Here is a 17,983-nt window from a genome sequence, read left to right as displayed (position 1 = left end):
TCCCTATCATCAAAACAAGTTGCGCCAGATCACGATTCCGACTACACCAACCACCAGCGCAACAGGGATCTGCCGCGTCCGATAAGCAGCGAGAAAAGCAACAGCCCCCACTGCCAGGTACTCCGGACTCCAGTGCCCCTCAGGGGCATGAAACAAAAGCGGGGGGATGGTTAACGAACTGAAGACACCGACCGGCACCAGCTTCAAGCCGCGGGAGAGCCAGTCGGGCAAATGGACCCGGGAACTGAGCAGCAGCATCGGATAGCGGGTCAGATAAGTAATTACTGCCATCAGTATGATCAGTATCAGCAAATTATCGTTCATCCGTCATAACCCCTATCGCCATTGCTGTAACCGTACCTGTAATCACCGCTGCCGTAATCCCGTTCCACCAATATCCCAGACTGGCCACAACGCCTGCGGCTAGCGCTACCTTGACGTGCAGCTTGGACAACAGGTTGATGGCGAGAAAGCCGACAAACGTGGCGAGAAAGGCAAAGTCCAGCCCATATGCCTCCGGCTCCGGTATCAGCGTGCCAAACACCGCTCCAAGCAGTGTACTGCCGTTCCAAATCAGATAATCGGTAAAACTGGCGCCAAAAAAATAAGCGAGACTTGGCGTGTTCCCTTGCAGGAGGTACGTCGTCTTCTGCGCGTAAGTCTCATCATTGAGAAAAGCAGATGCAAGCGTCAATTTCCATGGAGCGGTATCGCGAAAGGAAGGGCCAAGACCGAGTCCGTATAAAAGCTGACGCGCGTTTAGAAATAACGTCGAGACCAGCATCGGCCAGCCGACAATCCCTTGTGACACAAGGCCGACAGCGGCAAACTGCGCGGACCCGGCATTGATCAGCAGCGAAAACAACATCGTCTCCATTAAGCCAATCCCTGCTTGCCGCGCTAATATACCAAAAACCAGCCCGTCCACGATCCCGGCAGCCGCTACCGGCAGAATGTCTCTCATCCCTCTCACAAACAGCGATATCTGCATCCGTTCCCCCACTCCTTCTGTTTTTCTACTCTACCCGTCCCCCTTTTTTCTGTCAACGATCACTGCGACACCTCATGGTATACCTTTCCTGATTTTTTCACATGCTGATAAACAAGAACATCTGGGATAAAGGAGCGGAAGGAATGTCCTTTCCGGTACGGAAACACCGCCTTATTATCGTTTGGCTCATCATCTGTCTGATCGCATCCGGCTGTTGGATCGGCAGCGACTATGGTACAACAGCAGACCCACTAGAGCGGCCTACCCATGGAATCGGCAAACCCTCCTCGGATGAGGTAACGGCGGAGACGACCATCCTTACCCCCGTGCCCTCTTCGCCGCTGCAAAACCATGGAATTTTTGCTGCAACAGAGGAGCCGTCTGCCGAACATCCTCCACGGGAAGTGCTGGGCTTCTACACCGAAGCGGAGGGAGCTTATCCGGGGTCCGAATCAGTGGTTGAAGAGCAGCATCGTCTGATCAGCTCGATTGCTCCCTTCTGGTACCGATTGGACGACCAACGTCCTGGCTACTTTGTAGCAACGCTTCCGGCTGAAGAGAGAAAACGGGTGATTCAACAAGCTCACGAAAAAAACATCCATGTCTATCTGCTTGTCCACAATCTGTTTTACGACACACTGAACAAAGGCAGAGACGTAGCCCGCCGCATCCTGCGCAACCCAAAGACACGCTCCCGTTTCATCCGCAACATCATCAGAGAAGTGGAGACATATGGGTTTGACGGAATCAATCTGGATATCGAAAATCTGCATCCAAGCGACCGGCACGCTTTCAGTCAGTTGGTCAAGCAGGTGAGCGAACATCTGCATCAGGAGGGCAAGCTGGTCACCGTCAGTGTCCCGGCCAACACCGGAGATGAACGAGCCAATATCTGGTCTCACCCGTTTGACTATCGCTCACTAGGCCGTTATGCCGACCGAATCGTCCTGATGACCTATGATGAACATAACCCGCGCACGGCCCCTGGTCCGGTAGCATCATACGACTGGACGGAAAGCACCATTCGATACGCTTTGAGCCAGAAAGTTCCACCGGAAAAAATCCTTGTGGGCATAGCCGCCTACGGTTGGAACTGGAGTGAGGCTGGCGGCAAAGCAAAGTACACTTCGTATCCAGAGGTAGCAAACTACCTGCGCAGGTATGACGTACAGCCGGTCTGGGATGATCAGGCTCGCGCTTCCCGCTTCCGCTACCGGGATGATGCCGGCTTTATGCACGACGTCTGGTATGAGAACAGTCAAAGCTTGCAGGCCAAGCTGCAGTTGCTGGAAACCTACAATCTAGGGGGAATTGGCGTCTGGCGGCTCGGTCTGGAGGACCCTGGCATATGGAAAGTGATTCCGGACAACATCCGCGTCAAAAAGTTTGCTCAAGACGAATCTCAACCGAATAAAAAGGCAGGATAATCTCCCATTCCTGGCTAGCTAAACCGCTCTCCCGCCCCGTCCACTCTCAGACTGGCAGCGCTCAGAAGTACGCTGTCTGCAGGACGGGGCGGCTGTTTTCATAAGATCACAAAATATAGACTTGTTTCAAATTTGTTTATAAATTACACGACAATAATGCATACCGTCTATAATAGAGAAAGAAAAACATTTGCAAAATCACAAACAGTTCGATATGATGTCTATACATACAACAAACAATTCAGGGATGTGTTATGAATGAGTGATTTATCTGCGATGTTTTGGAATGCATCTGTCGAAGAGATCGTCCGCGGCTACATGTATGACGAATCGGTAGAGTCGTACTGCTGCCTGATTTGCGGCGAGCGTTTTACAAAAGGGGTGATCTATCCCTTTGAGGGGGGACTTTACGAGGCGGAGAAGTATACGCAAGTGCACATCAGCAAAGAGCACGACTCCATGTTTGACTACCTGATCAGTCTGGACAAAAAATTTATCGGTTTAACCGATCATCAGAAAACGATTATTCACTACTTTTATCAGGGATTGAACGACACGGAGATCGTTAAGCAATTGGGCGGGGGCAGCAAGTCGACGATCCGCAACCATCGGTTTGCCCTGCGGGAGAAAGCCAAGCAGGCCAAACTCTTCCTGGCGATCATGGAATTGGTCGAGAAAAAGGCGGCGGGACAGGAGCCGTTTATTGAGATCCCCCGTACGACACCGATGGCCGACGAACGTTTCGCCATGACCGAAGGAGAGCGGGCGGAGATCCTGCACGCCTATTTTAAGGAGGGCTTAGACGGCCCGCTGTCCGAGTTTCCGAAAAAAGAGAAGCGCAAAGTGGCCATCCTAACGCACATCATCCATCGGTTCGAACAGAACAAGACATACAGCGAACAAGAGGTAAACACCATCCTAGGCGAGGTCTACCACGATTATGTCACGCTGCGACGCTATCTGATCGAGTACGGTTTGCTGGATAGGACCGCGGATGGCAGCAAGTATTGGATGAAGGTGTAGCCCCATACAGCAAAAAACTCGCCTCCCTGATACGGGGGCGAGTTTTCCTTCTATCCTCCTACGACAGATATGCTTCCTGCACCTGCGGGTCGCTCAGCAACTTCTGCGCGTCGTCCTGCAGGATAATCTCTCCTGTCTGAATCACATATCCGCGATGAGCCACAGCAAGCGCCTGGTTGGCATTTTGCTCTACCAGCAGGATCGTCATTCCTTCCCGGTTCATTTCGCTGACAATCTCAAAAATCTGCTCGACCAAGATCGGTGCCAGCCCCATCGACGGTTCATCCAGCATCAAAATCTTCGGCTTCATCATCAGTCCACGGGCGATGGCCAGCATCTGCTGCTCACCACCGGACATCGTGCCGCCTTTTTGGTTGACCCGCTCTTTCAGCCGTGGGAAGTAGTGAAAAGCCCGTTCCACTCCCTCTTCAATCAACTGTTTATCCTTGAGCGCGAAGGCTCCCATCTCCAGGTTTTCGCGCACGGTCAGTTTGGGGAAAATCCGTCTCCCCTCCGGCACGTGGGCAATCCCTTTGAGAGCCACTTCATGTGTTTTCAGCCGAGTGATATCTGTTCCGTTGAAGCGCACCGATCCGGAACGGGCACGGACTTGCGCACAGATGGTCTTCAGTGTCGTCGATTTGCCTGCACCGTTTGAGCCGATCAGGGTCACGATCTCCCCCTCGTTTACCGTGAGGGTGAGGCCTTTCAACGCGTGAATCCCGCCGTAATAGGTGTGTATGGTATCAAGTTCCAATAGCGCCATCGTCAGTCCCCCCTCTACGACACTTCCGTCGCCGATTTGCCCAGATATGCTTCGATCACCTGCGGATTGGTGCGTATTACCTCCGGGGTGCCTTCGGCGATTTTTTGTCCGTGATCCAGTACGTGAATATACTCGCTCAGCCCCATAACCAGTTTCATATCATGCTCGATTAGGATGATCGTTAATTTCAGCTCATCGCGCATCCGGCGAATGAACTGCGTCATTTCCACTGTCTCACGTGGGTTCATCCCCGCTGCCGGTTCGTCCAGCAAAATAATCTGCGGCTTGGTCGCCAAAGCGCGAGCGATTTCCAGACGGCGCTGCAATCCATACGGCAAACTGCCCGCCTCCTCGTTGGCCACATGGGCGATCCCTACATATTCGAGCAGTTGATAAGCCTCTACCCGGGCCCGCTCTTCCTCTTCCTTTACTCGCTTGCTAGCGAGCAAAATCCCCAACATCCCTGCTTGCAGACGACTGTGCTTGCCGACCATCACATTCTCCAGCGCAGTCATCTGCTTAAACAGACGGATATTCTGAAAGGTACGGGTGATTCCGCGCTCTGCGATCTGGTCCGGACGGAGTCCATGAATCTTTTTGCCGTTGAGCAGGACTTCCCCCTCATCCGGCTCGTAAAACCCGGTAATCATGTTGAAAAACGTGGTTTTTCCCGCGCCGTTCGGGCCAATCACTGCTGTAATCGTTCCCTTTTCTATCTCAACCGTTACATTTTCGTTGGCAACAAGCCCGCCAAAACGTTTGGTTAGCCCTTTTGCTTCCAGTAGTGCCATCTTGGCTTCTCCCCCCTTAACTGGTTTGTCGCTTGCTTTCATCAAGGTTGGCCAGAATACCCAGTTTTTGTTTGGCAAAACGGCTCTTTTTGATCTCTTCCAGATCGTTGATGTTCCGCTTAGCCGGAATCAGCCCGTTCGGGCGGTACAATGCGGCCAGAATCAACAACACCCCGAAGATGAGCCGCTGAAACTTGGAGGGATCCAACTGGTTCGGCAGACTGATCACGCCGGAGGTATTCAGGGCATGCAGGAAGTTGGAAAACTCTTTGAGCAGTTGAACCTGCAGAACCGTCACAAAGGCGGCACCCAGCACGACACCGGGAATACTGCCGCTGCCGCCGAGGATCACCATGACCAGAATGCCGATCGATTCCATCAGCGTAAACGAAGTCGGATCGATAAAGGTCTGCTTGGCGGCAAAGATGACACCCACCACCCCGGCGAATGAAGCACCTGCCGCGAAGGCGGCCAACTTGGTATTGAGCAGAGGAATCCCCATCGACTGCGCTGCCAGTTCGTCTTCGCGAATGGCAATCCACGCCCGCCCCAGCCGGGAATGTTCAAAACGAATATTGGCCAGGACGATAAAACCGATCACGAACAGGACGATAAAGTAGAAGTAAAACGGTGTATTAAGCGGGTAACCAAACAACTCGGGCGTCGCAATGGGCGTCAGCCCCTGCGGGCCATTGGTGATGTTAACCGGATGGTCCAGATTGTTAAAAATGATCCGAATGATTTCACCAAAGCCAAGTGTCACAATCGCCAGATAATCCCCTTTTACCCGCAGTACAGGCAGCCCCAACAGAATCCCAAACACGGCCGCCACCAGCAAGCCAACGATCAAAAACGGCCAGAACCATTCACCGCCCAGCGGAAACAAATCGCCAGGGATAAACTCGTTGGCCTGTGCGGTAGCGAAGATGGCATAAGCATAGGCACCCGCTGCAAAGAAGGCGACATATCCAAGGTCAAGCAGTCCGGCAAAGCCGACCACGATGTTTAGTCCCAGTGCCATGGCCACGTATATCCCCACCTGGGAGGCCACTTCCATATAGTAGCGGTTGTCTCCGGCCACCAGTGGAATCAATACAAGTAAAATCAAAACTCCCAGCGTAAGGCGCACGGCATTGCTTGTCTTTGTATAGTAAACCAGCAAGAGAGAGAGCAACACTCCCATAAAGGCAAGCACCGATTGCTCCAGAAAGAAAAGCGCCAACGTGAAGACAACCGTCCACAAAATGGTTACGAGCAGCGGGATTTGTTTGTCCGTCAGTACATTTTTGATCACTTGTTTCACCACGCTCTCACCTACACTTTCTCTTTCACGGCTTCTCCAAACAGACCTTCTGGTTTCAGCAGAAGCACCAGAATCAAGATGGAGAAGGCGAATACGTCTTTGTACTCCGAACCAAACACGCCAAAGGTCAGCGTATCCAGATAGGCACCGGCGAGCGACTCCAACAGGCCGAGCAGCACACCGCCCACCATCGCGCCACGGATGTTGCCAATCCCCCCGAGGACAGCAGCTGTGAATGCTTTCAATCCCAGGATAAAGCCGATGTACGGATCGATCGTGCCGTAGTTTTGGGCGAACAGGACCCCTGTCGCACCGCCCAGGCTGGAACCGATCAAAAAGGTAAGCAAAATCACCTTGTCCACGTTAATCGTCATCAGCGAAGCAGTAGACTGATCCTGCGCGACGGCACGCATCGCGATACCCCATTTGGTCTTGTTGATAAACAGGGTGAGCGTGACCATCATCACAATCGCAAAGGCAATGACCACAATTGCTTTTACCGGGATCTGCGCAAAGTCACCGATCCCGATCGCTCCCGAAAACAGCGTCGGACTGTTCAGATAGAATTCGTTGCGAGCGACCGCCTCGGTGAAGCGAACCAGGTCCTGCAGCAAGAACGAAACCCCGATCGCAGAGATAAGCGCGACCAGGCGGGGTGCTCCCCTGAGTGGCCGGTACGCTACCCGCTCCACTCCAACACCCAATGCGCCAGAGACAACCATCGCCAGCAGCAGTGACAGCAGGAAGGCCACAAACGGATTCATCTCCTGCAAAATGCCCAGCGATTCGCTGATCAAGAGTACTTCCGTCCCAACAAACGCTCCCACCATGAAGATTTCGCCATGAGCAAAATTGATGAATTCAAGAATCCCGTATACCATGGTGTAGCCCAATGCCACGACGGCGTACATAAACCCGAGCGTAAGCCCGTCAATCAATACTTGCGGTAAAATGCTCAACATTGTCTTCCCTCATTTCCCCCTGACTAGATGTTTCGGCTGAGAGCCGCCGCCGCACCCTTTGTACAAAGTGAAGGGGCGTACACCTTCGTGCCGCCCCGTGGCTGGATGAGGCTAAATCGCGGAACTTTTATCAATTATATAATGGTTCACTGTCTTTCGAAAAGATGTACGTAATAGGAAAAAAGAGCTACTAGCTACATTCTTGGTGGTGTGAACCTACAAGCGGGCTTTTGCGAGGCGCATTCCCCTGTCGCAGTCTCTGCATCTGGTTGGTCAGCCGCTGCCAGGATGCAAAAAGCTGAGACGGATCCGTGCGATTCCATTGATCCCCTTTTTCTATCCTTCCTTCTTTGAAGAATCAATCACATTTCCGCCTCAACATTCTAGTTTGGTTGGTCTCTCTAAAGGATGGGATGCACAATTGCAGTTACTGTTGCTATTGTCGTTGCGATCGACTATGGTCGGATTTATCTAGTCCCTTTATTATTTTATGACAAATTAGAAAATTTACAAGACAGAAATAGTTTTTTTGCAAAACCTGTTTTTTACAATCGAAAGATTATACGAAGAATTTGATTGACTGGCAAACCTTTTTCTGCGTTAGCCAATCAAGTCGGCAACCTCAACTGAAGACGTGAGGATACACCCCCGCTTTACATCGTATACCCCATCGGAGGTGACTCTGATAAACGGCAGATGAGTCGCGGTAAAAAACAGCAAAGAGTATATCGGATCGATGTGCGAATGCTCTTTTTCTTTCATGAGCTGCACGAACGATTCTGCTTTGCGAATCACTTCCTCCATCGGGGCATCGGTCATCAATCCGCCGATCGGCAGCGCCATTTCGTAGACGGTTTCCCCCTGCTCAACCATCGCTACTCCTCCGCCCATCTCCAGCACCCTGCGCAATGCAGCAGCCATCGATTGTGGATGACGACCGATGACGATCCAATCAGAGGAGATCGTATACGTACTCGCGATCGCTTCAATCTCTCGCCCGTAACCACGGACCACAGCCTGGGTTACTTTTTTGCCAATCGGATCAATCAAGACTAGCAGCGCCAATTCCGGATCTTCCAAGAGCAACATCCCATCTGCGTCATACGTGAGTGCTGTCTGTTCACTTTCTGTTATGACGGCATTTCGCATGTTGATGACAGGTACCGCCCGCTCACTGCGTCGAATGCTAAAAAGCTCCGGCACGATGGGCATCTCGGCTGCGGCAGGTGTGGGGAAGCTGTACTCCTGCCAGTTGAGGCTAGGCAGCGGCCGCAGCAGCTGCTTGCGCTCCGACCAGCGACGTCCGTCAGCCACTACCACTTCCGGTGTCGGATCTTCTGGCGTAGCGAGCAATAAGATATCGGCCAGTCGGCCAGGTGCTATCCCACCAATCTCGGCATCCAAGCCGTAATAGGCAGCCGGATTCAGGGTAGCCATCGCATACGCATCCTCCGGAGCCAGGCCAGCCTCTATCGCCAGACGAATCAGCGAATCCGTAAAACCGGCCCTCATCATCGGCGGGGTGGAACCATCCGAGGTAAGCATCAACCGGGGTGAGTAGGTGATACCCTGTTCGATCAACCCCTTGATCAGCTCAGGCAGATCCGGGCGAATCGAGGAATGACGCAGTGCCACGTAATACCCTAGCTGCAGCCTGTTGATCACTTCTGCTGCCGTAATGCTCTCATGGCAGGCGGTAACACCGGCTGCTGCCGCAATATTGAGCGTATGGTCGGAAGCACCGGGATGATGCCCCTCCATCCGTTTGCCGACATCACGTACATGCCGCAGCCCATACAGCAGCTGTTCATCCTCATACAGCACACCGTGCCAGTCAGTCAGCTCCCCTCCTTGAATCACCTGGGGATGGTCAATCATCTGTTGGAGCCGCTCCATCCTAAACAAATCTCTCAACTGCGGACTTTTGTTTTGCGGATCAAGTCGTGCCCAAAAGAAGTATTTGACTGGATGAGCAGCCAAGCGCTGCATGATCTCTGACACCTGCTCAAATGGCAGCAATCTGTATAAGGTTAAGGTGTCGGCTATAACTGTCGTCGTCCCGGTACGCAGGGCGTAGTCGCTCAAGGTGTGCGGATTGTACCACTGGAAAGGATGGGCATGCGGTTCGATGTAGCCCGGAACGACATGGTAGCCGGCTGCTTCGATCACTTCTGTCTGATCATCGACCAAGGGTTCCTTTTCGCCGACATAGGCAATCCGCTCGCCGGCGATTACGATATTTGCCTCTCGCCACCTCCTCAGATACACATCGAGAATGCGACCGCCTTTGATCCACATAGTGGCCGGCTGCTGCTGTTTCGCAGTACGGACGAGCTGTAGATGCGCCTCTTTCGTTACCTCTCGTACTCGCATGATCCAATCACCCTTCTTTCTGAAGTACTTCGGTACTGCATACTTTCGCCGGCCTAACAGAAATTCCCTTGTCTGTTTTTTTTCTCACTCGTACAAACTATCCATACAACAAGGGAGGGAAGCCGAATCATGCGTAAAAACGTGGGTACGCTTGATGCAACGATTCGCATCACTGCCGGTATCATGGGACTGGCCTACAGTGTCGGACGAATGTCCCGCAGACCGTATCGGACACCCTGGATGCTGATGTTTCTATCGGCAATGAAAGTAGCAGAAGGAGTCACCCGCTTCTGTCCGATGTTATACAGCATGGGTACAAGCACTCGTGACGGAGAAGGCATGAAGATGATGAGAAACATGATGGGCAACGGCAACCAGGATCATACCCACCACAACAAACAGTCAGCAAACTCGCAAAAGCGAGACCAGGTACGATCTGATCAGATGATGCCAGCCAATCAGACCATACAGTCGATTGCCAATGAGATGGAAGAAGTGCTTACATCTGCTTCGCGTGAGAACCACTCCACGGAAACCAACAGACAGAAGAACGCCTCTGAATCGACTCGCAACCGCTCGGCGAGGGAATACCGAGAGGAAGAACGATTGTACCCCACCTATTAGGAGGTGAGCGGGATGAGTGTCATTGGCCCGCCGCTGTACGAGTGGTTTTCGCACAACCTGTTTGTGGCCGCGCTGATCATCGGGGCAGTGGTGGCAATGATCGTCTTTGCAGTCAATACGGCAAGAAGAAAAGGAAGGTACCGCTACAAATAAGCGACCTTCCTTTTGCACGTACTAGACTTGGCGGCGCAGCGCCTTTTCTCCGATATCGGTACGGTAGTGGGCACCGGCAAACCTGATCTGCTCTACTCCGCTGTAGGCAGCTTCCCTAGCAGCAGGCAAACTGCTGCCGATCCCCGTCACACCGAGTACACGTCCGCCACTGGTAACAAGTCCCTCTTCTGTTCGCTTGGTTCCGGCGTGAAAGACGATTGTCCGGGCTGCCGCCTGCTCAAGTCCGGTAATCGCAATGCCTTTCTCATAGTCGCCCGGATACCCGGCTGATGCCATCACGACACATACCGCGCTCTCTTGTTTCCACTTGACGTCAACCGAATCCAACTCACCGTTTACCGCAGCGAGCAGGATGTCCAGCAGGTCGGTTTCCAGCAGTGGCAGCACTACCTGCGCTTCTGGATCGCCGAAGCGGGCATTAAATTCCACCACTTTTGGCCCGTCAGCGGTCAGCATCAATCCCGTGTAGAGAATTCCGCGGAAGGGCATGCCGTCACGAACCATTCCTTTGGCCGCAGGGACGATGATTGTCTCTACGATTTGTTCAACCAGTTCCTGAGATACATGGGGGACTGGCGCGTATGTGCCCATCCCACCTGTATTGGGCCCTTTGTCACCGTCATAGGCGGCTTTGTGGTCCTGTACCGTGATCATCGGTTTGACCGTCTCCCCGTCAACAAAGGAGAGCAGGGTCAATTCTTCGCCTTCCATGTATTCTTCCACCACGACCCGGCTGCCAGCCTGTCCGAATTCACCAACCTGCATGATCTGGAACAAAGCTTGCTCCGCTTCTTGCAGTGTACGGGCGACGATTACACCTTTTCCGGCTGCCAGTCCATCAGCCTTGATCACGATCGGCGCTCCCTGCTCACGCACGTAAGCCAGCGCAGACTGATAGTCGATAAATGATTCATAGGCGGCAGTTGGCACACCGTGCCGCTTCATCAAACACTTGGCAAATGATTTGCTGCCCTCAATCTTGGCCGCCATGGCCGTGGGTCCGAAGATCGTAAGGCCGCGCTGCATAAAGAAATCGACGATGCCGTCAAGCAGCGGTGCCTCCGGTCCTACTACCGTCAGATCGATCCCTTCGTCCTTGACGAATTGAACCAGGGCTGCAAAATCGTCTGCGGGAATCGGTACGTTTTGGGCCACTTCCTGTGTGCCGCCGTTGCCTGGGGCACAAAACACCTTCTCCACCTTGGGACTTTGCGCCAGCTTCCAGGCAATGGCGTGTTCTCGCCCACCGCTCCCAACAACCAGTACGTTCATTTCCAAAAGCCTCCCAACTTAATGCTTGAAATGGCGCACACCGGTAAATACCATCGCGATACCGTGGCGGTTGCAGGCCTCAATCGAATCCTGATCACGAACCGAACCACCAGGCTGAATGATCGCGGTCACACCTGCCCTCGCCGCCTCTTCCACCGTATCCGGCATGGGAAAGAAGGCATCGGAAGCGAGTACGGCCCCTGCCGCTTTTTCTCCGGCCTGCTCAATCGCAATCCGGGCCGCTCCCACCCGGTTCATCTGACCTGCTCCTACGCCGATGGTCATGTTCTCCCGAGCCAACACGATCGCATTTGACTTGACGTGCTTCACAACCCTCCAGGCAAAGGCCAGCTGCGCCAGCTCCTCCTCCGTCGGCTTCCGCTCGGTCACTACTGTCATATCGGTCTCCTGGAGTTGATGCAGATCGTACTCCTGCACCAACAAGCCGCCAGCCACTGGAGCAACCCGCAGGGCAGCACGTCCGTTTGCTGCTGCTTGACTGCCAAACTCTCCGAGACGCAGCAGGCGCAGATTTTTCTTCTCCTGCAGAATCGCTCGCGCTTCCTCACTAAAATCGGGAGCGAGCACGATCTCCAGAAACGTCTCCTTCAACTGTAGTGCGGTCTCGCGGTCGATCACCCGGTTGGCAGCGATAATGCCGCCAAAGATCGAGACCGGATCAGCCTGATAGGCCTTCCGGTACGCTTCGCTGATCGTCGCTCCAATTCCAACACCACACGGATTGGTATGCTTCACGGCAACGACTGCCGGTTGGCTGAATTCGCGCACGATCGCCAGCGCTGCGTCCGCATCGTTGATGTTGTTATAAGAGAGTTCTTTTCCATGAAGCTGCTCAGCCGTTGCGATCGTACCGGCGGCAGCCAGCGGTTCCCGATAAAAGGCAGCCCGTTGGTGCGGGTTTTCCCCGTAACGGAGATCCTGCACTTTTTCATAGGTAACCGTATGGTTCTCGGCGAGCGGCTCGCCCATCTGCTCACTCAGGTACCCTGCAATCAGCGCATCGTAGGCGGCAGTGTGCCGGAATACTTTGGCCGCGAGACGACGACGTGTCTCAAGCGAGGTGCTCCCCTGTGCCTGAAGTTCGGCAAGGACCGTGTCATAATCGGCAGCATCGACAATCACCGTGACGTGGGCATGGTTTTTCGCAGCCGCACGCAGCATCGTCGGTCCACCGATATCAATGTTTTCAATCGCATCCTCAAATGTCACATCTGGCTTTGCCACTGTCTGCTTAAAAGGATAGAGGTTCACGATCACGAAATCAATAGGGGCAATGGAAAGCTCGTCCAACTGACGCTGATGCTCCGGATTGTCCCGTACGGCCAGCAGTCCGCTGTGGATCGTCGGGTGCAGTGTTTTGACACGACCATCGAGAATTTCTGGAAACCCTGTCACCTCAGAGATGCCGGTTACATCAATCCCTGCTTCCTTCAACAGTTTGGCACTTCCCCCAGTGGAAATGATCTCCACACCCAATTCGTCGAGTCTGCGGGCAAATGGGACAATGTTGGTTTTGTCAGAAACGCTGATCAGCGCTTTTTTCGTGTTCACAAAAGAAGACCTCCTGACATCTTGATAAGCAACGCACTCAAATCACGAACATTTCCTCCATATTAAAACACAAACGTACGGATTGTTCAAGGTTTCTCCCCGTTGTCAGATCAAAATCAAGGCACCTGTCAATCAGGCGCCCACGGCTATCTCGTTCTCCGTTTTTTTCTTAACTGGCGAAGCTGTCTGGCCACCTTTTCGGTGTACCGCTGTTCAGCACTTTTGAAAACCCGGCGACGGGACCTGGTCCGTCTGCGGCGGGCTGGCAACCTTCTGCTGTATTTGGCAGTTGCTTTAGGGTGTTTGGCCTCTTCCTTCGCTTCCTTTTCCGCAAATCGTTTTTTCAACTCTTCCAGATCATCGGGAGTTACTCCCTCTTCACGCATCACCTTTTGCTTCAACCTATCTCTCTTCTGTTCCGGCAGATTCAAGCCCATTTCGGACAGTTCTGAGAGAAGAGCGTCAACATTGTTTTCGCTTAGTTCCGGCATCTTTTGCGCCAGGCGGATCAGATCCATCAAGGACCATTCCCGCCCCGTCTTTTCGCTTAGCTTTCCCAGCATGTCGCTAATCCAATCGCCACTCACCGAACCACCTCTTCCCCTGCGCGAACGACAGGATTTATTCGCTCCTAGACAGGGTATGTAAGCAGAAGCTGACAGGCAACCGGAACAAGTGACACGACTGGTTGTGGAAAAAGCGCAATCGAGAAGAAACGGAAAAAGCATTTTCGTGATAGATTGGTTTTGGCGTCACATTTTGGACATAATAGGATGTAGAGTTGAGAGCATGAGACGTGTCCATAGTTTGCGAGATGATTGATCCAACCAAAAAATTTGGGAACCAAAGGAGCTGAAGTATTGTGGCATTGCGTTTGACTCCCTATCTCATGATGGACGGGAATGCGAAGGAAGCGATCGATTTTTACCAACAGGCGTTGGGGGCCGAAGTTCTCTTTCAACAAACGTTCGGAGAAATGCCGGAAAACTCTGAATACCCTTTGCCAGAAGAGGCCAAGGAACGTCTGTCCCACGCCATGGTCAAAATCGGCGAGTCGGAGCTGATGTTTTCTGATATCTTTCCAGGTCAGCCCTTTCAAGCAGGGAATCAGGTAACCATCTGCATCTCAACGGACGACAAGGAAAAAACAAAACAAATCTATGAAGCCCTGCAGCAAGGCGGCCAAGTGAACATGCCGCTGCAGGAAACGTTTTTCAGCCCTGCCTATGGTATTGTCACGGACAAGTTCGGTGTAACCTTCCAGATCTATACCGAAGGCAAGGAGCAACAGTAAAGGACGGGTTGAGCGGCACTTTTGTATGTTTCGTGCTAGCCGATCGTAATACGGCTCTGTTCGCATCATTGGCGACAGAGCCGTTCTCTGTCTTGTCAGGTTTAGGTTCCCCTCTGTCTATGCCGCCTGCTTACTGGCGGTCACCATCGATCTCATTCAACTTTTCGGGGCACTATTTGTCCCAAAGACAAAGCCTCCCGTACAAACAGGAGGCTACCACCTAAACGAGTGTTTTTAATCTGGAATGGATTGTTGTATTTTATTAGAGATAGACAAAATGTTATCAAGTGATGCCATTAAATCCTCATTAAATATTCGGGTGTCGTAGAGATATTCCCTTTGATTGGGCAAGTCGTGGAAACTTTCGTACAATACTTCGTTAAGTTCCTTCAGATAAACCTGGACGTTGTCGATTATTCCTGCCTGTTCGGCGTTCAACGTTCCATCCTTATGTAAGGCAGTGGATACGGGAACGAATATCTTTTCTCGAACATCCGTCAACGATCTCAACATCGTGTCATAGACTTGTTCCACTTTCTGATTCAATTCACTATGAACGACCTGTTCCGCGTTATCCTGTGGCAAAGAGTCTATGCTGTAAAAGATGTGTGGCTTGGTCTTAGCCCATATTTCCATTGCACCTATTGCTTCGTCCAGATAATGCACGGTGCCAGGGTCGTCCTTCTGAAAGGCTTCCAGTTTCATTTGCAAGGTTTGAGTAATGATGTGCAGATCATCGAGTTCCTTGTAGTACACGTCCGAAAATGTTCCGATCAGTTCTTCATTTGCGTTTGTGTTTCCACAACCATGCAAACCAAACACAGAAAAAACAAAAGCTGCAATCAGATAAAACACTGTATGTTTGCCTTTCACTGTTGACGCCTCCATCACAGAAGGATTCATTTACTCAATCTCAGCGTCTTCCCATTCATGCCCATCAATAGGGTCCCCATCATCATCCGACATCACTAAAGCGAGCACCTCTTCGGGACCCTCATCACTATCCGGATATTGCTCATCTTTCCATTCCCACGTTCCCTTGAGGCAATACGCATTCGTCAATGTATCATAATAAGTTCTAAATCAATCATTCCATTTGAACTTAGAGGACTGATTTCAGAATTTGAAGACTGCTTTCCCTTCTTGAATTTTACGAATCCATTTTCCAACAGCCACTCTTCAACTGCATCATTACCCTTTCCGCCAAGCTTCTTTATTGCTCGTTAACATACTCTATTCGTTCTTTGCGATTCACTTTACCTTTCTCTTCCTCTGCCTTTTTTGCTTGGACGGCTCCTAGTGGGACTGAGATGAGAGCTAGACTGCAAAGAACTCCAAAAAGCACACGTTTCACACTAAACAACTCCTTAAAATGATATTATAGGCAAAAAATTATACTTATTGTAAATTTTCTACCTCACTGTCATGTTATCACCCACACCACCAGCTGTAAATATTTACTAAGGTAAATATACCCAGTAAATCCATCTAAAAAAATAGAGTTTTTTACTTGCCCTTGTATACACTTTTTGAGTTAATCCAAATATCTATACGAAATACAGAATGGGCGCCTGATTCCTTTCCCCTTACCTGCGGCGTATCTTTTACTCGCCTAGCGCCATACGATAAAACGGCTCTGTTCACATCATCTGTGACAGAGCCGTTCTCTATTTTCTTTGATTCGCTTCTAGCAGCAGGGCGGACATGTTTCGCCCAATAAGGGAACCGTCTGGATCAAATCAGCGTTACAACACAGTCCCCTACGCTTGCCGTTTGACAATCCGCCCCTCCAGATGCAGCCGACCTGCTACAACGTCCTGGATCGCCTCTACCAGCAACTGATGCTCCACACCGTGAATACGCGCCGTCAGCGTCTCCAGCGTATCGGCTGGCGCAACCGGAACGGCCTCTTGTGCGATAATCGGTCCGGTATCCAGTCCGGCGTCAACAAAATGAACGGTCACCCCGGTAATCTTCACCCCATACGAAAAAGCCTGCCCGATCGCGTCCTTGCCCATAAAAGCAGGCAGCAGCGACGGATGCAGATTGATCATCTTGCCCTCGTAGGCAGACAACAGGACGGGGCCGACCAGCCGCATATAGCCAGCCAGCACGACGAAGGAGACGTCACGACGATGCAGCTCTTGCACAATCTCCTGCTCAAACGCCGCCTTTTCGGGATATTCCTTGGGGTTGAACACAAAACTATCGATACCCAAGCGGGCGGCCCGCTCCAACACGTAGGCACCTGGTTTATCGCACACAACCAGCGCAACCTCCGCACCGGAGAGCCGCCCGTCGCGCGTCGCCTCCACAATCGCCTCAAAATTGCTGCCGGAGCCGGAAGCAAATACGGCCAGCCGCATCACCAGGCCACTCCTCCATAGGTCACTTGCGGCTCACCGGCAGAGATTCGTCCGATCAGATATGCCTTTTCCCCCTGCCGCTCCAGCTCTTGCACGATGGCCACAGCATCTTCGTTGCGGACGACCAGCACCATCCCGATCCCCATGTTAAACGTGCGGAACATGGCGGCCCGCTCGATGCCGCCCGCTTGCTCCAGCAGGGAAAAGATCGGCAGCACAGGCCACGAGCCGTAGTCGATCTCCGCTTGTACACCATCCGGCAGTACGCGGGGGATGTTCTCCGTAAAGCCGCCGCCGGTAATGTGGGCCATCCCTTTGATGGTGTACTTCTGCAAAAGGGAAAGAATCGGTTTGACGTAAATCTTGGTCGGGGTAAGCAACTCTTCTCCCAATGTTTTACCCAGTTCGTCCACATGGTCAGACAGCGACATCCCGCGATCCTGCAGAAATACCTTGCGGACCAGAGAGTACCCGTTGCTGTGCAAACCGCTCGCTGCGATGCCAATCAGCACATCGCCCGGCTCGATCGACCGGCCGTCGATCAAGTTTGGTTCATCCACCACACCTACCGCAAAGCCGGCGATATCGTATTCACCAGCGCTGTACATCCCCGGCATCTCCGCTGTCTCCCCGCCAATCAGCGAACAACCTGCCTGCTGGCATCCGTCGGCGATCCCTTTTACAATCGCTTCCATTTTTTCGGGGATCACTTGATCACAGGCCAGGTAATCCAGGAAAAAGAGCGGCTCCGCTCCCTGCACGACGATGTCGTTGACGCACATTGCCACCGCATCAACGCCGATCGTATCATGACGATCCATGGCAAAAGCGAGCTTCAGCTTGGTGCCCACCCCGTCTGTGCCGGAGACCAGCACCGGGTTCTCGTACTGTTTGGCATTCAACCGAAACAGGGCGCCGAAGCCGCCCAGGTCTGTCAACACCTCCGGACGAAAGGTGCGCTGGACATGCTTTTTCATCCGTTCAACGGCCTGATTGCCCGCCTCAATGTCGACGCCTGCCTGTTTATACGGGTCTGTCATCGTTT

18 protein-coding genes are annotated in these 17,983 nt (G+C 52.4%); 5 read left to right on the top strand and 13 right to left on the bottom strand.

Features of this window, described 5'->3' with window-relative positions; genetic code table 11:
- Positions 1-9: 9 nt before the first annotated feature.
- The gene (locus tag LOK74_RS00210; protein ID WP_230044530.1) at positions 10-324 is read right to left on the bottom strand and encodes an AzlD domain-containing protein; all 315 of its coding nucleotides are present in this window, start codon (positions 322-324) and stop codon (positions 10-12) included.
- The gene (locus LOK74_RS00205; protein WP_230044529.1) at positions 314-991 is read right to left on the bottom strand and encodes an AzlC family ABC transporter permease; all 678 of its coding nucleotides are present in this window, start codon (positions 989-991) and stop codon (positions 314-316) included. The genes LOK74_RS00210 and LOK74_RS00205 overlap by 11 nt, the downstream gene beginning before the upstream one ends.
- A 143-nt stretch (positions 992-1,134) precedes the next feature.
- On the opposite strand from LOK74_RS00205, the gene LOK74_RS00200 reads away from it, so the two are divergent.
- A complete protein-coding gene (locus tag LOK74_RS00200; protein WP_230044528.1) occupies positions 1,135-2,418 on the top strand; it encodes a glycosyl hydrolase family 18 protein in 1,284 nt (427 codons plus the stop codon).
- Between the two features lie 258 nt (positions 2,419-2,676).
- Positions 2,677-3,441: a DUF2087 domain-containing protein gene (locus LOK74_RS00195; protein ID WP_230044527.1), complete on the top strand. Its 765-nt coding sequence runs from the start codon at positions 2,677-2,679 to the stop codon at positions 3,439-3,441.
- Positions 3,442-3,499: 58 nt separating this feature from the next.
- On the opposite strand, the gene LOK74_RS00190 is transcribed toward LOK74_RS00195, so the two are convergent.
- From LOK74_RS00190 to LOK74_RS00170, 5 genes are all read right to left on the bottom strand, one after another.
- Positions 3,500-4,207: an ABC transporter ATP-binding protein gene (locus LOK74_RS00190; RefSeq protein ID WP_230044526.1), complete on the bottom strand. Its 708-nt coding sequence runs from the start codon at positions 4,205-4,207 to the stop codon at positions 3,500-3,502.
- 14 nt (positions 4,208-4,221) lie between these two features.
- Positions 4,222-4,998, bottom strand: coding sequence for an ABC transporter ATP-binding protein (locus tag LOK74_RS00185; RefSeq protein WP_230044525.1), 777 nt, complete (start codon positions 4,996-4,998; stop codon positions 4,222-4,224).
- Between the two features lie 16 nt (positions 4,999-5,014).
- Positions 5,015-6,301, bottom strand: coding sequence for a branched-chain amino acid ABC transporter permease (locus tag LOK74_RS00180; protein ID WP_230044524.1), 1,287 nt, complete (start codon positions 6,299-6,301; stop codon positions 5,015-5,017).
- An 11-nt stretch (positions 6,302-6,312) separates the two neighbouring features.
- Positions 6,313-7,263, bottom strand: a complete 951-nt coding sequence (locus LOK74_RS00175; RefSeq protein ID WP_230044523.1) for a branched-chain amino acid ABC transporter permease — start codon at positions 7,261-7,263, stop codon at positions 6,313-6,315.
- Positions 7,264-7,863: 600 nt separating this feature from the next.
- Positions 7,864-9,636 carry an adenine deaminase C-terminal domain-containing protein gene (locus tag LOK74_RS00170; RefSeq protein ID WP_230044522.1) on the bottom strand — a complete coding sequence of 591 codons (1,773 nt, stop codon included), beginning with the start codon at positions 9,634-9,636 and terminating at the stop codon, positions 7,864-7,866.
- A gap of 129 nt (positions 9,637-9,765) precedes the next feature.
- Between LOK74_RS00170 and LOK74_RS00165 the strand changes: the two genes are divergently transcribed.
- Both LOK74_RS00165 and LOK74_RS00160 read left to right on the top strand, forming a co-directional pair.
- Positions 9,766-10,260 (top strand): YgaP family membrane protein, encoded by a 495-nt coding sequence (locus tag LOK74_RS00165; RefSeq protein WP_230044521.1) that lies wholly within the window; start codon positions 9,766-9,768, stop codon positions 10,258-10,260.
- A gap of 12 nt (positions 10,261-10,272) precedes the next feature.
- Positions 10,273-10,413 carry an EYxxD motif small membrane protein gene (locus LOK74_RS00160; RefSeq protein ID WP_230044520.1) on the top strand — a complete coding sequence of 47 codons (141 nt, stop codon included), beginning with the start codon at positions 10,273-10,275 and terminating at the stop codon, positions 10,411-10,413.
- 21 nt (positions 10,414-10,434) lie between these two features.
- Here LOK74_RS00160 and purD read toward each other — a convergent pair whose 3' ends face one another.
- From purD to LOK74_RS00145, 3 genes are all read right to left on the bottom strand, one after another.
- Entirely contained in the window at positions 10,435-11,706 is a 1,272-nt protein-coding gene (purD, locus tag LOK74_RS00155; protein WP_230044519.1) for a phosphoribosylamine--glycine ligase, read from the bottom strand.
- A gap of 18 nt (positions 11,707-11,724) precedes the next feature.
- Positions 11,725-13,278, bottom strand: coding sequence for a bifunctional phosphoribosylaminoimidazolecarboxamide formyltransferase/IMP cyclohydrolase (purH, locus tag LOK74_RS00150; protein ID WP_230044518.1), 1,554 nt, complete (start codon positions 13,276-13,278; stop codon positions 11,725-11,727).
- 146 nt (positions 13,279-13,424) lie between these two features.
- Entirely contained in the window at positions 13,425-13,865 is a 441-nt protein-coding gene (locus tag LOK74_RS00145) for a hypothetical protein (RefSeq protein ID WP_230044517.1), read from the bottom strand.
- A gap of 275 nt (positions 13,866-14,140) precedes the next feature.
- Between LOK74_RS00145 and LOK74_RS00140 the strand changes: the two genes are divergently transcribed.
- Entirely contained in the window at positions 14,141-14,572 is a 432-nt protein-coding gene (locus tag LOK74_RS00140; protein ID WP_230044516.1) for a VOC family protein, read from the top strand.
- Between the two features lie 234 nt (positions 14,573-14,806).
- Here the strand turns inward: LOK74_RS00140 and LOK74_RS00135 are convergent, their stop codons facing one another.
- The 3 genes from LOK74_RS00135 to purM all read right to left on the bottom strand — a co-directional run bounded on the left by LOK74_RS00135 (position 14,807) and on the right by purM (position 17,978).
- Positions 14,807-15,445, bottom strand: a complete 639-nt coding sequence (locus LOK74_RS00135; protein WP_230044515.1) for a hypothetical protein — start codon at positions 15,443-15,445, stop codon at positions 14,807-14,809.
- Between the two features lie 887 nt (positions 15,446-16,332).
- Complete coding sequence (purN, locus tag LOK74_RS00130; protein WP_230044514.1) at positions 16,333-16,941, bottom strand: phosphoribosylglycinamide formyltransferase; 609 nt, start codon at positions 16,939-16,941, stop codon at positions 16,333-16,335.
- Positions 16,938-17,978 (bottom strand): phosphoribosylformylglycinamidine cyclo-ligase, encoded by a 1,041-nt coding sequence (gene purM / locus LOK74_RS00125; RefSeq protein WP_230044513.1) that lies wholly within the window; start codon positions 17,976-17,978, stop codon positions 16,938-16,940. Before purM ends, purN begins: the two co-directional genes overlap by 4 nt.
- Between the last annotated feature and the right edge of the window lie 5 nt (positions 17,979-17,983).

This window comes from Brevibacillus humidisoli, assembly GCF_020923435.1.
In the GTDB taxonomy this organism is placed as follows: domain Bacteria; phylum Bacillota; class Bacilli; order Brevibacillales; family Brevibacillaceae; genus Brevibacillus_E; species Brevibacillus_E humidisoli.
Note: the sequence above shows the minus strand (reverse complement) of the source record. Positions and strands in the feature narration are given on the sequence as shown.